We start from the raw sequence: 14,403 nt of genomic DNA, 5'->3' as shown, positions 1-14,403 counted from the left end.
AGGGCGTGCCGCAGGTAAGCGGGTGGGCGGGCGGGAGAAATCCGCCGCGAAGCGGCGGTACAGAACAGGAGCGGCCAACCCCGACAGGCACAGACGCCGTCCCTACGTCAGGGGGCACTGCCGGGCAAACGGGCGGGTGGGCGGGGAACATCCGCCGCGCAGCGGCGGGACAGAAGCAAGAACCGCCGAGCCCCCGCCCAAGGCCACCTCACGGTTCGTTGTTGTATTCCTCCACGATCGTGGCGCCCAGTTCGCGAACGATCAGGTCATGGCCGGACAGAGCCGACTCAACCAGGTCGGGATCGTCGTCCGCCCAGGTGTCGTCCTCCGGAGAGACATGGTCCGGGACGCTCCTCTCCGGGGCCGGAGCGGGAGCCGGAGCCGGTGTCGGCGCGGGGGCAGCCGGCGCCGACCTCGCGGCGGGCGCCGCCGGCGGAGGCGACTGCTGCTGCGGGGGAGCCGGCCGCGAGGGAGCCGGCGGCGCACTACCCCCGAAGTTGCCCGCCGCAGGCGGCGGCGCCGAGCCCCCCGAGGGGTCGACGATCGCCTCGACCTTCCACTGCACCCCGAACTGCTCGGACAACGCCTGCCGCAGCACATCCTCACTGCCGCTGCTCGCGAAGTTGTCCCGCGCCCCCGCGTTCACGAAGCCGATCTGCAGTGTCGTCCCGTCGAAGCCCGCCACCTGGGCGTTCTGGCTCAGCAGGATCCAGGTGAAGCGGCGGCGGCCCTTCACCGCCTCAAGGATGTTCGGCCACAGGGAACGCGGGTCGGGCCCACCCACCGCGGCCGCCGGAGCCGGAGCCGGAGCTGCCGGCGGAGCAGCCGCCGGAGCAGGAGCAGGAGCCGCCGGAGCAGACTGCTGCGAAGCCGCGGCACCGCCACCCGCAGGCGCGGCCGTGGGCCAGCCACCCGGACGCGGGGCCCCCGAAGGAGCGGGCTCGGCCTGCTTCGGGCCGCCCCCCGGCGCCGAAGCCGTGGGCCACCCACCAGGGCGACGCTCACCGGAAGGCGCCGCAGCCGGCTCCGGAGCCGGGGCAGCCGGAGCCGCAGGCTCGGGAGCCGAAGCAGCCGGAGCCGGAGCCGCAGGCTCAGCAGCAGCCTGCCCCCCACCCCGCACAGCAGCCCGCGCCGCCGCAGCCCCGCCCCCCGGCGGAACCTGCGGATCAGCGCCCCCCGCCTGCTGCACCGACTGCCCACCCGCAGGCATCCCCGCCGACGCCCCCGCATGAGCATCGGGCCCAGGAACGTACGCCATGGCAGGGCCAGGACCACCCCCCGCCTGCGCTCCCGCCATGAAGTTGCCGCCACGCTCAAGACGGTCGAGGCGGGCCATGAGCGAGCGCTCGTCGTCGTACGCGGCCGGAAGCAGCACGCGCGCGCAGATCAGCTCCAACTGCAGCCGGGGCGACGTCGCCCCCCGCATCTCCGTCAGGCCTTCGTTCACGATGTCGGCGGCGCGGCTGAGCTCGGCGCCGCCGAAGACACCCGCCTGCGCCTGCATCCGCTCCACGACTTCCACCGGGGCGTCGATGAGCCCCTTCTCCGCCGCGTCGGGAACCGCCGCGAGGATCACCAGGTCCCGCAGCCGCTCCAGAAGGTCGGCGACGAAGCGCCGCGGGTCGTTGCCGCCCTCGATGACGCGGTCGACGATCTCGAAGGCGGCTGCCCCGTCCCCCGAAGCGAAGGCCTCCACCACGGAGTCGAGCAACGACCCGTCCGTATAACCGAGAAGCGACGTAGCCATGGCATACGTCACACCGTCATCGGCCGCGGACGCGAGCAGCTGATCCATGACGGACATCGAGTCACGCACGGACCCGGCACCGGCCCGCACGACCAGCGGGAACACACCCTCCTCGACGGCCATCTGCTCCCGGCCGCACACCTCCGCCAAGTACTCACGGAGGGTCCCCGGCGGCACGAGACGGAACGGATAGTGGTGCGTACGCGACCGGATCGTCCCGATGACCTTCTCGGGCTCCGTCGTCGCGAAGATGAACTTGAGATGCTCCGGCGGCTCCTCGACCACCTTCAGCAGGGCATTGAAGCCCGCCGAAGTGACCATGTGGGCCTCATCGATGATGTAGATCTTGTACCGACTGCTCGCCGGGCCGAAGAAGGCCTTCTCGCGCAGGTCACGGGCGTCGTCCACACCACCGTGCGAAGCGGCGTCGATCTCGATGACGTCGATCGAGCCCGGGCCGTTCCTCGCCAGGTCGCGGCAGGACTGGCACTCGCCGCAGGGCGTCGGAGTGGGACCTTGCTCACAGTTGAGACAGCGGGCCAGGATGCGCGCGCTCGTCGTCTTTCCGCAGCCGCGCGGACCACTGAACAGGTAGGCGTGATTGACCCGGTTGTTGCGCAGCGCCTGCTGCAGCGGGTCGGTTACATGCTCCTGCCCGATGACCTCGGCGAACGACTCCGGGCGATAGCGGCGGTACAACGCGAGAGACGACACACATACGAGGTTAATGGCGACCACTGACAACCAGGACCGCCCCAACGCAAAGCGCCCCCCACGCACCCGCCAGAGCCAACCTACCCTTGCTGCCTTCCGGCCCTGGGGGAGTTCAGTCAGATAGCGCCACGTGAGGGGCTGAACCCCACCCTAGCGGATCCCAGGACCCGGAAGCGACGCCGGACCCCACCTCCGCACCCACCTCAAGACGATCTCGGGAGCGATCTTCGGATCGGAGGCGATCTGGTTCGCGAGCACTCCTCAACGTCTTGTATTGTTTGCGGCGGAGGATTCGCCTAGTGGCCTAGGGCGCACGCTTGGAAAGCGTGTTGGGGGCAACCCCTCACGAGTTCGAATCTCGTATCCTCCGCCAGTGCCTCACCGGGCACGATGTTGAAGGGCCCCGCTGCTTGCAGCGGGGCCCTTCTCCGTTGTCCGTCTCAGTTCAGTGCTCACAGTTCGGGCGCGATGTTCTGGTTGGTGTGGAAGAGGTTGGCCGGGTCGTAGGCGTTCTTGATGCGGGTGAGCCGGGCGTAGTGGTCGCGGTAGGTGGCCTTCACGCGGCTGTGGGCCTCGTCCTCGCCGATGAAGTTCACGTAGGCGCCGCCCATGGAATGCGGGTGCAGCTCTTCCCAGTAGTCGACGCACCACTCTTTGATCGCCCCGGCGTTGTCCGGGTCCGGATCGATGCCGCCGATGACTCCGGACCAGACCGCGTCGCGGTAGCCCCACGCGGTGTCCTCCTGGTCGACGCGGGCGGCGGCCCCGTCGACGGGATAGAGGTGCATGGTCGAGAGGTCGGTGGGGAGGTTCTCGGCGTACTTCACGTGTACGTCGATCGCTTCGTCGGTGATCCGGTCGAAGAAGTCGCCGCGCCAGTACCACTGGAGGCCGCTGGGGATCAGCTCGTCGAACATGGTCTGGAGCGCCGGGTAGGGCATCGGTGCGGTGAAGTGGAAGGCGGGCTGGCCCGGTTCGTTCACCGCGTACAGGATCTGCTCGGCCTCGTCCGGGTCGCCGGTCCAGCACCACACGACGCCGCACATCTTCTGGCCCTGGATCTCCTCGGGGAACGGCGGGCCCGGCGGGACGGTGAGCGCGGCGAAGAAGCCGTTCAGGTCGTCGGGTGCCTGCGGCAGGAAGTCGCGGTACCAGCGCAGCACGTCGCGGGTCTGGTCCGCGGGCCAGACCGTGACCGCGACGACCACGTCGCCCACCGGGTGCAGCCGGAAGCGGAACGAGGTGACGATGCCGAAGTTCCCGCCTCCGCCGCGCAGGGCCCAGAACAGGTCCGGGTGCTGTGACTCGCTCGCGGTGACGAAGCTGCCGTCGGCGAGCACGACGTCCACGGCGACGAGGTTGTCGATCGTCAGGCCGTACTTGCGGGTGAGGTGTCCGTGGCCGCCGCCGAGGGTGAGGCCCCCGACGCCCGTCGTCGACATGAATCCGGTGGGGGTGGCGAGACCGAAGGCGTGGGCGGCGTGGTCGAGGTCGCGGAGCAGGCTTCCGCCGCCGACCCGGGCCGTCTTCGCCACCGGGTCGACGCGTGCCCAGCGCATGGGCGACAGGTCGATGGTGACGCCGTCGTCGACCTCGCAGAGCCCGGCGCCGCTGTGGCCGCCGCCCCTGACGGCGAGTTCCAGGTCGCGTTCGCGGATGAAGTCGACGGCGGCCATGACGTCCGCCGCGTCCGAACACCGTACGAGGGCGGCCGGACGCCGGTCGATCATCGCGTTGTACATCGCGCGGGCCCGGTCGTACTCGGGGTCCTGCGGCCCGATGACCGGGCCACGGAGCGCGGCTCTCATCTCTTCGAGGGTGCTGCCGTCCATGACGGGCTCCTTGCCGGGACTGCCCTCTCCAGGGTCCCGCCGTTGGGCGGGGCCCGCAATTCACCGGTGCCGCTGACAGCCGCCCCGCCTCCCTGACAGGGGCTGACAGGGGCCGACAGGGGCTGTCAGCGTGCTGGCCGCTCGCTGTCAGCCGACCCCGGCATCGTCTTGCTCGTCGAGAAGGACAGCGAGCGGGACGAGACGAGAGGCCCGGACAGGGCCGCGGAGGGGAACACGATGTCGTACGCCATCAAAGCCGAAGGACTGGTCAAGAAGTACGGGGACTTCGTCGCGCTGGACGGCGTCGACCTGGAGGTTCCGGCCGGCAAGGTGATCGGGGTGCTCGGGCCGAACGGCGCCGGGAAGACCACCACCGTGCGGATCCTGTCGACGCTGCTGCGGCCCGACGCGGGGCACGCCACCGTCGGAGGCCACGACGTGGTCAGGGACCAGGTGCGGGTCCGGAGCCTGATCGGGCTCACCGGGCAGTACGCCTCCGTGGACGAGGAACTGTCCGGCGCCGAGAACCTCGTACTCCTCGGGCGGTTGCTCGATCTGTCGCGGCGGGACGCCAAGGCGCGGGCCGTCGAGCTGCTCGAGCAGTTCGAGCTGACGGAGGCCGCCCAGCGGCCCATCAGCACCTTCTCCGGAGGGATGCGGCGCCGCCTCGACCTCGCGGCGAGCCTCGTCGGCCGGCCGGAGGTCCTGTACCTGGACGAGCCGACCACCGGCCTCGACCCGCATGCCCGCAAGGAGGTCTGGTCGGTCGTCCGGCGGCTGGTCGCCGACGGCGCCACCGTGCTGCTGACCACGCAGTATCTGGAAGAGGCCGATCAACTGGCCGATTCCATCACGGTGTTCGACCGCGGCCGCGTCGTCGCGGAAGGGCGTCCCGACGAGCTCAAGCGGCGGGTCGGCGGTCAGACGCTGCAGGTGCGGCCGACCGTCGCCCGTGATCTGGACGCCGTCAGCGGCATCCTCGCCGAGCTCACCGGGGCCGCGCCCCAGCGTGATGCCGACAACGGCCTGCTCACCGTGCCGGTCGACGACCCGATGCTCATCTCCGCCCTCGTACGACGCCTCGACGGGGCCGGCATCACCGCCGACGAGCTGGGCCTGCGGCTGCCGAGCCTGGACGAGGTCTTCCTGGCGCTCACCGGAAAGACGGCCTAGGCGCTCCGCTGGAAGTGCGGTGAGTGACCTGCGGGCCGGTGGGGGCTGGTCGCGCAGTTCCCCGCGCCCCTTACGGGGCTCCCCCGCAGGAAGTACCCCCCTCCCGCACGTCCAACTGCCCGAGCAACGTTCACCGTTACCGAAAGGATCCCCTCATGAGCACCGTCACCATCCCGGCCGCCCCGCAGTCGCACGCCCCCGCGCTCCGCATCACCCCGGCCAAGGCCGCCCGGCACAGTCTCGCGCTCGCCGGGCGTGGCATCGCCAAGTTCATCAAGTCGCCCGCACGCCTCGTCGACGTCGTGCTCACGCCGATCGTCTTCCTGCTGATGTTCGTCTACCTCTTCGGCGGCGCCATCGCGGGCGGCGACACCGACGCCTACCTCCAGATGATCACCCCCGGCATCATGGTGATGACCGTCTTCCAGGCCAGCATCGGCATCGGCGTCTCGCTCAACGCCGATTCGAGCACCGGCATCTTCGACCGCTTCCGCAGCATGCCGATCGCCCGTTCCGCCCCACTGATCGGCGCGGTACTCGCCGACGTCGTCCGGTACGTGGTCTGCCTCGCCACGCTGGTGGCCCTCGCCCTGGTCATGGGCTACCGGTTCGACACCGACCCGGCGGCGGCGCTGGCCGCGCTCGCGGTGCTCATCGGCTTCGCCGTCAGCTTCTCCTGGATGTCGGTGTACGTCGGCATGCTGGTCAAGACCCCCGGTTCGGTGCAGGGCCTGATGACCGTCCTGGTCCTGCCGCTCACCTTCGCCAGCAACGTCTTCGTACCGGACGCCACCATGCCCGGCTGGCTGCAGGTCTGGTCCGACGTGAACCCCGTCAGCCTGATGTCCGACACCATGCGCGGCCTGCTCAACGGCGGCGAGGTCGCCGGGCCGCTCCTCGGCAGCCTGGCCTGGATGGTCGGCGTGATCGCGGTCTTCGCCCCCCTCGCGATGCGGGCCTACCGCAAGCGCGCCGCCTAGCCCCCACGCGTACGACTGGCACCACTCGTACGACTGCCGCCACTCCTACGGCTGCTACCCCTCCTACGACGTCACCGGTTGACCGGCTTCCTCGGTCAGCCGGTTGAGTCGGTTGAGTTGCTTGAGTCGGTTCAGAACGTCCTCCCTCGGGAGCCCGGCACCCCGGCCGTACGCCGCCTCGTACCCCTCGGCACCGAGCCGCCCCACGATCTCGGCGACCAGCTCCCCCAGCTGCGGATCCCCCTCGTCGAACACACCCCGGACGACCTGGCTCATCCCCAGCACGGCGGCAGCGCCTGCCGGGTCACCCTCCAACAGGAGCAGGTGGGCGAGGAGTTCGGCGGCCCGCGCGATGTCCGCGACCTCGCCCCGGGCGAACGCGCCGCCCACGGCCCTCGGCAGAAGCTCGCGCGCCCCCGCCGCGTCGCCCCGCGCGAGCCGGTTCGCCGCCCGGGCCCCCGCGATCAGGTCGCGGGCCATGTCCTCGGGGAGCGTGAGCCGGTCGGCGACGGTGTCCAGGCGGTCGAGGATCAGCTCGGCCTGCTCAGGCTCGCCCGACCTGCGGTGCAGATCGGCGAGGCTGAACAGCATCTCGGCCTCCATCCGCCGGTAGCCCCGCTCCTTGGCCTGCCGCCGCGCCGCGTGGATGTCCCGCAAGGCGCCCTCCCGGTCGCCGCCGCGCAGCCGCTCCGCCGCGAGCCTGGCCCGGCTGTTGAACAGGTCGTCCTCGGCGCCGAGTTCGGTACTGACGGTCACCGCCCTCGCGTACGCGGCGATCGCCTCGCCGTGCTCCCCGCGCAGGGAGTGGTCGCCGCCGACGGCGAGCAGCGCGAGGCCGATGCCCCAGCGGTCGCCCACCGCCTCGAAGCCGCGCAACGCCGCACGGCGCGACTCGGCACCGGCAGGCTGCTCGCCCCGCGTGGTGAGCACGAAGTCCCGCGCCCAGTGCGCGCTCGCCCGCACCCAGGGCTCCGGCCGCTCCGAAGCGCGCCGCAGCCCGCTCTCGCCCAGGTCGGCGTTGCCGGTGAGGAACGCGAGCAGGGGGATCCAGAGCAGCAGCGCCGGGTGGAACTCCCCCGCGCCGGCCCGCTCGCAGTCCTCGATCAGCGTCCGCACGGGTACGTCGTCGCCGCCACCCGCGGCCCCCGGAGTGCCCGCCATCAGGCGCACCACGCGGAACGCGGCCCGCTCCCGGCCGGGCAGGGCTTCGTCGAAGGTGAGGACCTCGATGAGGAACGTCTCGAACTGGGTGCTCATCCCCCTGATCCCCCAGTACCAGAACAGCGCACGCACGAACCGGGAGGCGATGACCGCGTCCCGCGCCTCGACGGCCGTGCGCAGGGCGGAGACCAGGTTGTCGTGCTCGGCGTCGAAGAGCGCGAGCGAGCGGAGCTGGTCGCCCGCGCGCAGGGCGGGTTCGTGCTGTTCCGCGAGGGCGAGGAAGTACGCGGAGAAGCGGTCCGCTGTTCGGCGCCCACAGCCACCGTCCTCGACCTCGGCTTCGGCCAAGCGGCCCGCCGCGAAGGCCCGCACGGTCTCCGACATCCGGTAGCGCTGCTCGCCGTCCGGGTCGTCGGCCGTATCCAGGAGGGACTTCTCCACCAGGGAACCCACTACGTAGAGCACGTCGTCGGCCGGCAGCGTCTCGTCCGAGCAGACCGCCTCCAGGGCGGCGAGGGTCGCCCCGCCGGGGAACATCGACAGCCTGCGGGCGAGGGTCCGCTCGGGCTCGTCGAGGAGGTCCCAGCTCCACTCGACGAGCGCGAGCAGCGTGCGCTGGCGCGGCAGCGCGGTCCTGCTGCCCGAGGTGAGGAGGCGGAACCGGTCGTCGAGGCGGCGCGCGATCTGGCCGACGCTCATCGAGCGCAGCTTGGCCGCGGCCAGCTCCAGGGCGAGCGGGAGCCCGTCGAGGCGCCGGCAGATCTCCACCACCGGGCCCACGGTGGACGCGTCGAGCGCAAAGCCCGGACGCACTCCGGTAGCCCGGTCGGTGAACAGGCGCACCGCCGCCGAACCGGCCGCCTCCGCGAGCTCCGGGGCCCCCGCGAGCTCCGGGATCCCCGCGGGCACTCCGAGCGGGCCGATGTGGCACAGCGCCTCGCCCGTGATGGCGAGGGGTTCCCTGCTGGTGGCGAGGATCCTCAAGTGCGGGAGCCTGTCGAGGAGTTCGTACGCGAGCTCCGCCGCCGCCTCCACCAGGTGCTCGCAGTTGTCCAGTACGAGGACGGCCTCGCCGACGTCGAGCACCTCGGTCACGCTCACGCGGTCGGCCTGCGAGTTCCCACCGTCCGCGCCGCCGCTGGAGAGCGCGGCGTGTACGGCGTCGGCCAGCTGGTCCGGGGTGCCCACACCGGCCAGCGGCACGAACCACACCCGGCCCCGCTGATACGCCCGGTGCCGGGTGACGGCTTCGAGCGACAGCCTGGTCTTGCCCGCGCCGCCGGGGCCGACGAGCGTGACGAGGCGGGAGGCGGCAAGCAGTGCGGCCAGCTGGTCGAGTTCGGCGTCACGTCCTACGAAGCTGGTGAGCCGGGCGGGGAGGCGGTTGGGGATGAGGCGGTTGGGCGCGGGGGCGGCTGCGGGACGCGCCACCGGCCGCTCCAACCCGCCTCGCAACAGGGCCAGATGGACGTCCTTCAGCTCGGCCGACGGGTCGACGCCGAGTTCGTCGTCGAGCCTGCCTCGCATCTCCTCGTACACGGCGAGGGCGTCGGCGTTGCGACCCGCGGCGGACAGCGCGCGCATTCGCAGGGCGGCCACGCGCTCGCTCAACGGCCGTTCCGCGCCCGCCATTTCGAGGTCCGCGATGATGTCGGCGTACCGCCCGTTGCGCAGTTCCGCGTCGAAGCGGTCCTCCGCCGCGGCGGCTCGCAAGTCGTCGAGGCGCGCGGCGGCGGGGCGGGCGAAGGGGGCGTCCAGGACGTCCGCGAGAGCGGCGCCCCGCCACAGGGCGAGGGCGTCGCCGAGCGTCGATGCGGCCTCCTCCGGGCGGCCCGCGGCCAGTTCACGCCTGCCCCGCCCTGCCAGCTCCTCGAAGCGGTGCGCGTCGACGTCATCGGCGTTCACCGCGACCCGGTAGCCACCCGCGACCGAGTCGACCGTCCCCGCACCGCGCAGGGCCTTGCGCAGCCGGGACACCAGCGCTTGCAGGGCGTTGCCCGCGTCCGCAGGCGGGTGCTCGCCCCACAGACCGTCGACGAGCGCGTCGACAGAGACGGGACGCCCGCCTTCGACGGCGAGCCTGGCGAGCAGCATGCGCAGCCGTACGCCGCCCAGGGCGACCGGCGTCGCGTCGTCAGCAGTGTGGGTGCCGGTGACTGTGACGGTGACCGGGCCGAGGAGGCTGATTCTCACCAGGGGGCCTCAGCGCTCGACGAAGAAGCTGTCGTGCTTGACGAGGAACTCGCCGAACTCCTTGCCGCCCTTCTGGGCCATCTCCGCCACCTGCTCGAAGTACTCCTCGCGCGGGGCGCCCGGCGAGAAGAGCATGATCATGGAGGCGGGGTCGTCGCTGTCGTTCTTGAAGGCGTGCAGGCCGCCCACCGGGACGTAGAGGAAGTCGCCGGGGCCGCCGGCGATCCAGCGCTCTCCGTTGTAGAGCTGGACCTCGCCGGACAGGACGAAGAAGGACTCCGATATCGACTTGTGGAAGTGGGTGCTCGGTCCGGGTGACTTCGGGGCCAAGTCCACTTTGTAGAGGCCGAATTCGCCTCCGGTGGAGGCGTGGGTCGCGAGGTAGTGCGTGCGGTTGCCTGCGGGGCTTACCAGTTCGGGCTCCGTGTCGGCCGGCCTGAACACCGCGTTGATTTCGCCTTCTTCGCCGAGATAGCGGGGGTCGGGGTAGGACATGCGCTGCTCCTTCGTTGGTGGCGCGGCGAGTTGGGGCTCGCGGGGTGGTGGCTGGGGCTGGCTGGGTGCTGCCTGGGTGCTGACTTTATCCACCGGCCAACCACTCGCCCTGTTAGTTGTACGCAAGGGTTACGGGGCTTGGTTAAGCTGGACTGCATGCTTGATACGCGGCGCATGCAAGTCCTCCGTGCGGTGGTCACCAGCGGCTCCGTGACCGCCGCGGCACGCAACCTCGGGTACACGCCCTCCGCGGTGAGCCAGCAGATAGCGGCTCTGGAGAAGGAGGCGGGCATCGCCCTCCTGGAGCGCACCGGCCGTGGTGTGCGGGCGACGGACGCCGGGCGGCTGCTCACCGAGTACGCGGTCGCGATCGGCAAGCAGATCGCCGAGGCGGAGACCGCGCTCGCCGCGCTGCGGGCGGGGCGGACGGGACGAGTCTCCATGCGGTACTTCACGACGGCGGGCGCGGCGCTGGTCGCTCCGGCGCTGGCCGCGCTGCGGCGCGCACAGCCGGGTGTGCAGGTCGAGTTGAAGCTGTCGGACCCCGACGATCCGATGCCGGAGGTGCGGGACGGGCAGGCGGACCTGGCCCTCGTAGTCCGGCCGCAGGGCCAACTGGGCGTGGACGGCGTCCGTTTCGAGCACCTACTGGACGACCGGTACCACGCCGTACTCCCCGCAGGCCACCCCCTCGCCGCGAAGCGGTGCCTTGAGATGACGGACCTGTCCGACGAGCCGTGGGTCGCGAGCGAGTCGCCGGGGCCCTGCCTCGACCCCATCCTCGACGCTTGCGGCGCGGCGGGCTTCAGCCCGGACTTCGTGGTGGAGAGCGGGGACTACGCCACGGCGCAGGGCTTCGTCGCCGCGGGCCTCGGCGTCACCCTCGTCCCGGAACTCGGCCTGGACACGCCCCACTCCGGGGTGGTCGTCCGCGAGGTCCACAATCCGGTGCCGCTCCGTTCCATCTACGCGGCGGTGCGGGGCCCGGCGCCTGACCGCCCGGCGGTGGCGTCCCTCCTGGACGCGCTACGGAACGCGTCCACCTCTGGCCCGGGGTAACGCCTCCCGGCGGGGGCCTACTGCGGGCCCGGTGATGCGGCGCTGCACGGGACTGCACCGCCGCTGCGCGGCGGATCTTTCCCGCCCACCCACCCGATCACCCCGCAGCCCCCACCCCGACATGAGCCGAGCAGAGAGCATCCGCTTTAGGTTAAATACGTCCTATGTCGCAGCCAGGGACGCTCATCCTGATCATGGCCATCGCCGTGCTCGCGCCCCTCCTCACCTACGGCTTCAGCCGCTGGGTCCCCGTACCGCTGGTCATCTTCGAGATCCTGCTCGGCATCGTCATCGGCCCCGACGTGCTGGGGTGGGCCCGCCACGACGCGGCGATCGACGTGCTCTCGGACCTCGGCCTCTCCATGCTGATCTTTCTCGCGGGGTACGAGATCCAGTTCGGCGCCGTCCGCGGGGACACCCTGCGCCGTTCGGTGTGGGCGTGGGTGATCTCGCTGTCGCTCGGGCTCGGCGTCGCGTTCGCGCTCACCGCGGGCGCCGTCACCAAGAGCTTCGTCATCGGCACGGCGCTGACCAGCACCGCGCTCGGTACGGTCCTTCCGATCCTGCGCGACTCCGGGGATCTGCGCGGCCGCTTCGGGACGGTGATGATGGCCTTCGGCGCGGTCGGGGAGTTCGGCCCGATCATCGCGATGGCGCTGCTCCTGAGCGGCCGCTCCCCCGGCACGTCGACCGTGCTGCTCGCCGCGTTCGCCGCCGTCACCGCCGCCGCGGTCTACTGGGCGATGCGGCCGAGACCTCCCTGGTTCTCCCAGGTCATCGCCAAGACCCTGCACAGCAGCGGCCAGTTCGCGGTGCGCTTCGTGATGCTGCTGCTCGCCGCGATGCTGGGCCTCGCCTACGCCTTCGGCCTCGACTCGCTCCTGGGCGCGTTCGCGGCGGGCCTGCTCACCCGTCTCGTACTGCAAGGCGCGGCGCCGGAGAGCAGCGAGGTGGTCCTCGGGAAGATCGAGGCGATGGGCTTCGGCTTCCTGGTGCCGGTGTTCTTCATCGTGACCGGCATCGACTTCGACCTGGACGCCCTGCTGCACGGCGGCCGTTCACTCGTCCTGCTGCCCGCCTTCCTCCTCCTCTTCCTCATCGTGAGGGGCCTGCCCGTGTACTTCCTCGCCCCGAGCGACCTGGACGTACGCGACCGGCGCGCCCTCACGCTCCACTCCTCCACGGCCCTGCCGCTCGTCGTCGCGATCACCGCCATCGGCCTGGACGACAAGGCCCTGACGGCGGGCGAGGCCGCGGCGCTCGTCGGGGCGGGGATGGTGTCGGTACTGGTCTTCCCGCTCCTGGCGCTGAGGCTGCGGGCACGATCGCCACGCAACCTCAGCGCCACAGGACCCGGCTAGGCGAGGGCGACGAGCTCCCGGTAGCCCGGGCTCCAGAGGTCCTCGGTGCCGTCCGGCAGGAGCAGCACACGGTCGGGCCGCAGCGCGTCGATGGCCCCTTCGTCGTGCGTCACCATCACGATCGCGCCCGGGTACGTGCCCACCGCCCCGAGCACCTCGTCGCGCGACGCCGGGTCGAGGTTGTTGGTCGGCTCGTCGAGGAGCAGGACGTTCGCCCCCGAGTGCACGAGCCCCGCGAGCGCGAGCCGGGTCTTCTCGCCGCCGGAGAGCACCGCGGCGGGCTTGTCGGCGTCGTCACCGCGGAACAGGAAGGACCCCAGGACGCCCCGCACCTCGCCGTCCGTGAGGCCGGGCGCGGCGGCGGCGAGATTCTCACGCACCGTCATCCCGCCGTCGAGGGTGTCGTGCTCCTGGGCGAAGTAGCCGAGCCTGGCTCCGTGACCGTGCACCACCCGCCCGCTGTCCGGGAGTTCGGCCCCGGCGAGGAGGCGCAGGAGCGTGGTCTTCCCGGCGCCGTTGAACCCGAGGACGACGAGCCGGCTGCCCCGGTCGACCGCCAGATCGACACCGCCGAGCACTCGATGCCCCCCGTACGACTTCTCCAGACTGATCGCCCCGAGCGGCGTACGCCCGCACGGCGCGGGTTCGGGCAGCCGGATCCGCGCGACCCGCTCACTCCTCCGTACGGGCTCGGTGGCGGCGAGCATGCGGTCGGCGCGACGGGCCATGTTCTTCGCCGCGGTGGCGGTGGCGACGTGCGAGCGCATCTTCTCCGCCTGGCTGCGCAGCGAAGCGGCCTTCCGCTCCGCGTTGGCCCGCTCGCGGCCGCGCCGCCGTTCGTCCGCGGCGCGCTGGGTGAGGTAGGTGTGCCAGCCGGTGTTGTGTACGTCGAGGGCGGCACGAGCGGGGTCGACGACGAATACGCGATTGACAGTGTCCGCAAGGAGCTCCGTGTCATGGCTGATGAGTACGAGCCCACCGGGATAGGCCCCGAGGAACCCCCGCAGCCACCCCACCGAATCCGCGTCCAGATGGTTGGTCGGCTCGTCGAGCAGCAGGGTGTCGTGGCGCGAGAAGAGGATCCGGGCCAGCTCTACGCGGCGCCGCTGGCCGCCGGAGAGGTGGCCCACGGGCGCGTCCATCATGCGCTCGGGGAGCCCGAGCCCGGCGGCCACGCGGGCGGCTTCCGCCTCGGCGGCGTACCCGCCCCGCGCCTGGAACGCGTCGTCCGCGCGGGCGTAGGCGGCCATGGCCCGCTGCTGCGCAGGGGCGCTCTCGGCTTCGGCCATGGCGCTCTCGGCGGTACGCAGGTCCTGTGCCGCGCGGTCGAGACCGCGGGCGGAGAGGATGCGGGCCGTGACGGTGCTGTGCGGGTCGGCGGCGGCGGGGTCCTGGGCGAGGTACCCCACCGATCCGGTGCGGGTGAGGGCGCCCGCGGCCGGGGTGAGCTGCCCCGCGATGGCCTTGAGCAGAGTGGTCTTCCCCGCGCCGTTACGGCCTACGAGGCCGATGCGGTCGCCGGGTGCGATGTGGAAGGAGGCGCCGGCCAGCAGAAGCCGGGCGCCGACGCGGACGTCGATGCGTCGGGCGGTGATCATGAGGTAACGCTCCGCAGTAGCGAATGGACACACGGGTGACGTGGAGACCGGTGTCCTGGCTAGGAGATGCGGGGCGTAGACATACGGCGA

9 protein-coding genes, 1 tRNA gene and 1 other RNA gene are annotated in these 14,403 nt (G+C 71.7%); 5 read left to right on the top strand and 6 right to left on the bottom strand.

What is annotated here, in order from left to right:
- Nucleotides 1-208: 208 nt before the first annotated feature.
- Nucleotides 209-2,461 (bottom strand): DNA polymerase III subunit gamma and tau, encoded by a 2,253-nt coding sequence (locus ACWGI2_RS27700; protein WP_453698225.1) that lies wholly within the window; start codon nt 2,459-2,461, stop codon nt 209-211.
- Between the two features lie 44 nt (nt 2,462-2,505).
- Nucleotides 2,506-2,604, bottom strand: an RNA gene (ffs, locus tag ACWGI2_RS27695) — signal recognition particle sRNA small type.
- A 142-nt stretch (nt 2,605-2,746) separates the two neighbouring features.
- Here ffs and ACWGI2_RS27690 point away from each other — a divergent pair.
- Nucleotides 2,747-2,834: transfer RNA gene (locus ACWGI2_RS27690), tRNA-Ser, on the top strand.
- 79 nt (nt 2,835-2,913) lie between these two features.
- On the opposite strand, the gene ACWGI2_RS27685 is transcribed toward ACWGI2_RS27690, so the two are convergent.
- Nucleotides 2,914-4,293, bottom strand: coding sequence for an FAD-binding oxidoreductase (locus ACWGI2_RS27685; RefSeq protein ID WP_453698223.1), 1,380 nt, complete (start codon nt 4,291-4,293; stop codon nt 2,914-2,916).
- A 237-nt stretch (nt 4,294-4,530) separates the two neighbouring features.
- On the opposite strand from ACWGI2_RS27685, the gene ACWGI2_RS27680 reads away from it, so the two are divergent.
- Entirely contained in the window at nt 4,531-5,466 is a 936-nt protein-coding gene (locus tag ACWGI2_RS27680; RefSeq protein ID WP_453698221.1) for an ATP-binding cassette domain-containing protein, read from the top strand.
- A gap of 155 nt (nt 5,467-5,621) precedes the next feature.
- A complete protein-coding gene (locus ACWGI2_RS27675; protein ID WP_453698220.1) occupies nt 5,622-6,446 on the top strand; it encodes an ABC transporter permease in 825 nt (274 codons plus the stop codon).
- A gap of 63 nt (nt 6,447-6,509) precedes the next feature.
- Here the strand turns inward: ACWGI2_RS27675 and ACWGI2_RS27670 are convergent, their stop codons facing one another.
- Both ACWGI2_RS27670 and ACWGI2_RS27665 read right to left on the bottom strand, forming a co-directional pair.
- Complete coding sequence (locus tag ACWGI2_RS27670) at nt 6,510-9,800, bottom strand: BTAD domain-containing putative transcriptional regulator (protein ID WP_453698219.1); 3,291 nt, start codon at nt 9,798-9,800, stop codon at nt 6,510-6,512.
- 9 nt (nt 9,801-9,809) lie between these two features.
- Nucleotides 9,810-10,295 carry a cupin domain-containing protein gene (locus tag ACWGI2_RS27665; RefSeq protein WP_453698217.1) on the bottom strand — a complete coding sequence of 162 codons (486 nt, stop codon included), beginning with the start codon at nt 10,293-10,295 and terminating at the stop codon, nt 9,810-9,812.
- A gap of 156 nt (nt 10,296-10,451) precedes the next feature.
- On the opposite strand from ACWGI2_RS27665, the gene ACWGI2_RS27660 reads away from it, so the two are divergent.
- Nucleotides 10,452-11,354, top strand: a complete 903-nt coding sequence (locus tag ACWGI2_RS27660; RefSeq protein ID WP_453698216.1) for a LysR family transcriptional regulator — start codon at nt 10,452-10,454, stop codon at nt 11,352-11,354.
- Nucleotides 11,355-11,518: 164 nt separating this feature from the next.
- Nucleotides 11,519-12,715: a cation:proton antiporter gene (locus tag ACWGI2_RS27655; RefSeq protein ID WP_453698214.1), complete on the top strand. Its 1,197-nt coding sequence runs from the start codon at nt 11,519-11,521 to the stop codon at nt 12,713-12,715.
- Here ACWGI2_RS27655 and ACWGI2_RS27650 read toward each other — a convergent pair.
- Nucleotides 12,712-14,313: an ABC-F family ATP-binding cassette domain-containing protein gene (locus ACWGI2_RS27650; RefSeq protein ID WP_453698212.1), complete on the bottom strand. Its 1,602-nt coding sequence runs from the start codon at nt 14,311-14,313 to the stop codon at nt 12,712-12,714. The two genes, ACWGI2_RS27655 and ACWGI2_RS27650, sit on opposite strands and share 4 nt — an antisense overlap.
- Nucleotides 14,314-14,403 lie beyond the last annotated feature (90 nt).

The sequence above is a fragment of the Streptomyces sp. NPDC054866 genome (assembly GCF_053610745.1).
The sequence above is the reverse complement of the archived record's forward strand: the minus strand, read 5'-3'. Positions and strand labels throughout refer to the sequence as shown.

Bases quoted from the DNA above. Each gene is read 5' to 3' on its own strand.
- ACWGI2_RS27685 (WP_453698223.1), bottom strand. From the start codon at position 4,293: ATGGACGGCAGCACCCTCGAAGAGATGAGAGCCGCGCTCCGTGGCCCG.
- ACWGI2_RS27680 (WP_453698221.1), top strand. From the start codon at position 4,531: ATGTCGTACGCCATCAAAGCCGAAGGACTGGTCAAGAAGTACGGGGAC.
- ACWGI2_RS27675 (WP_453698220.1), top strand. From the start codon at position 5,622: ATGAGCACCGTCACCATCCCGGCCGCCCCGCAGTCGCACGCCCCCGCG.
- ACWGI2_RS27665 (WP_453698217.1), bottom strand. From the start codon at position 10,295: ATGTCCTACCCCGACCCCCGCTATCTCGGCGAAGAAGGCGAAATCAAC.
- ACWGI2_RS27660 (WP_453698216.1), top strand. From the start codon at position 10,452: ATGCTTGATACGCGGCGCATGCAAGTCCTCCGTGCGGTGGTCACCAGC.
- ACWGI2_RS27655 (WP_453698214.1), top strand. From the start codon at position 11,519: ATGTCGCAGCCAGGGACGCTCATCCTGATCATGGCCATCGCCGTGCTC.
- ACWGI2_RS27650 (WP_453698212.1), bottom strand. From the start codon at position 14,313: ATGATCACCGCCCGACGCATCGACGTCCGCGTCGGCGCCCGGCTTCTG.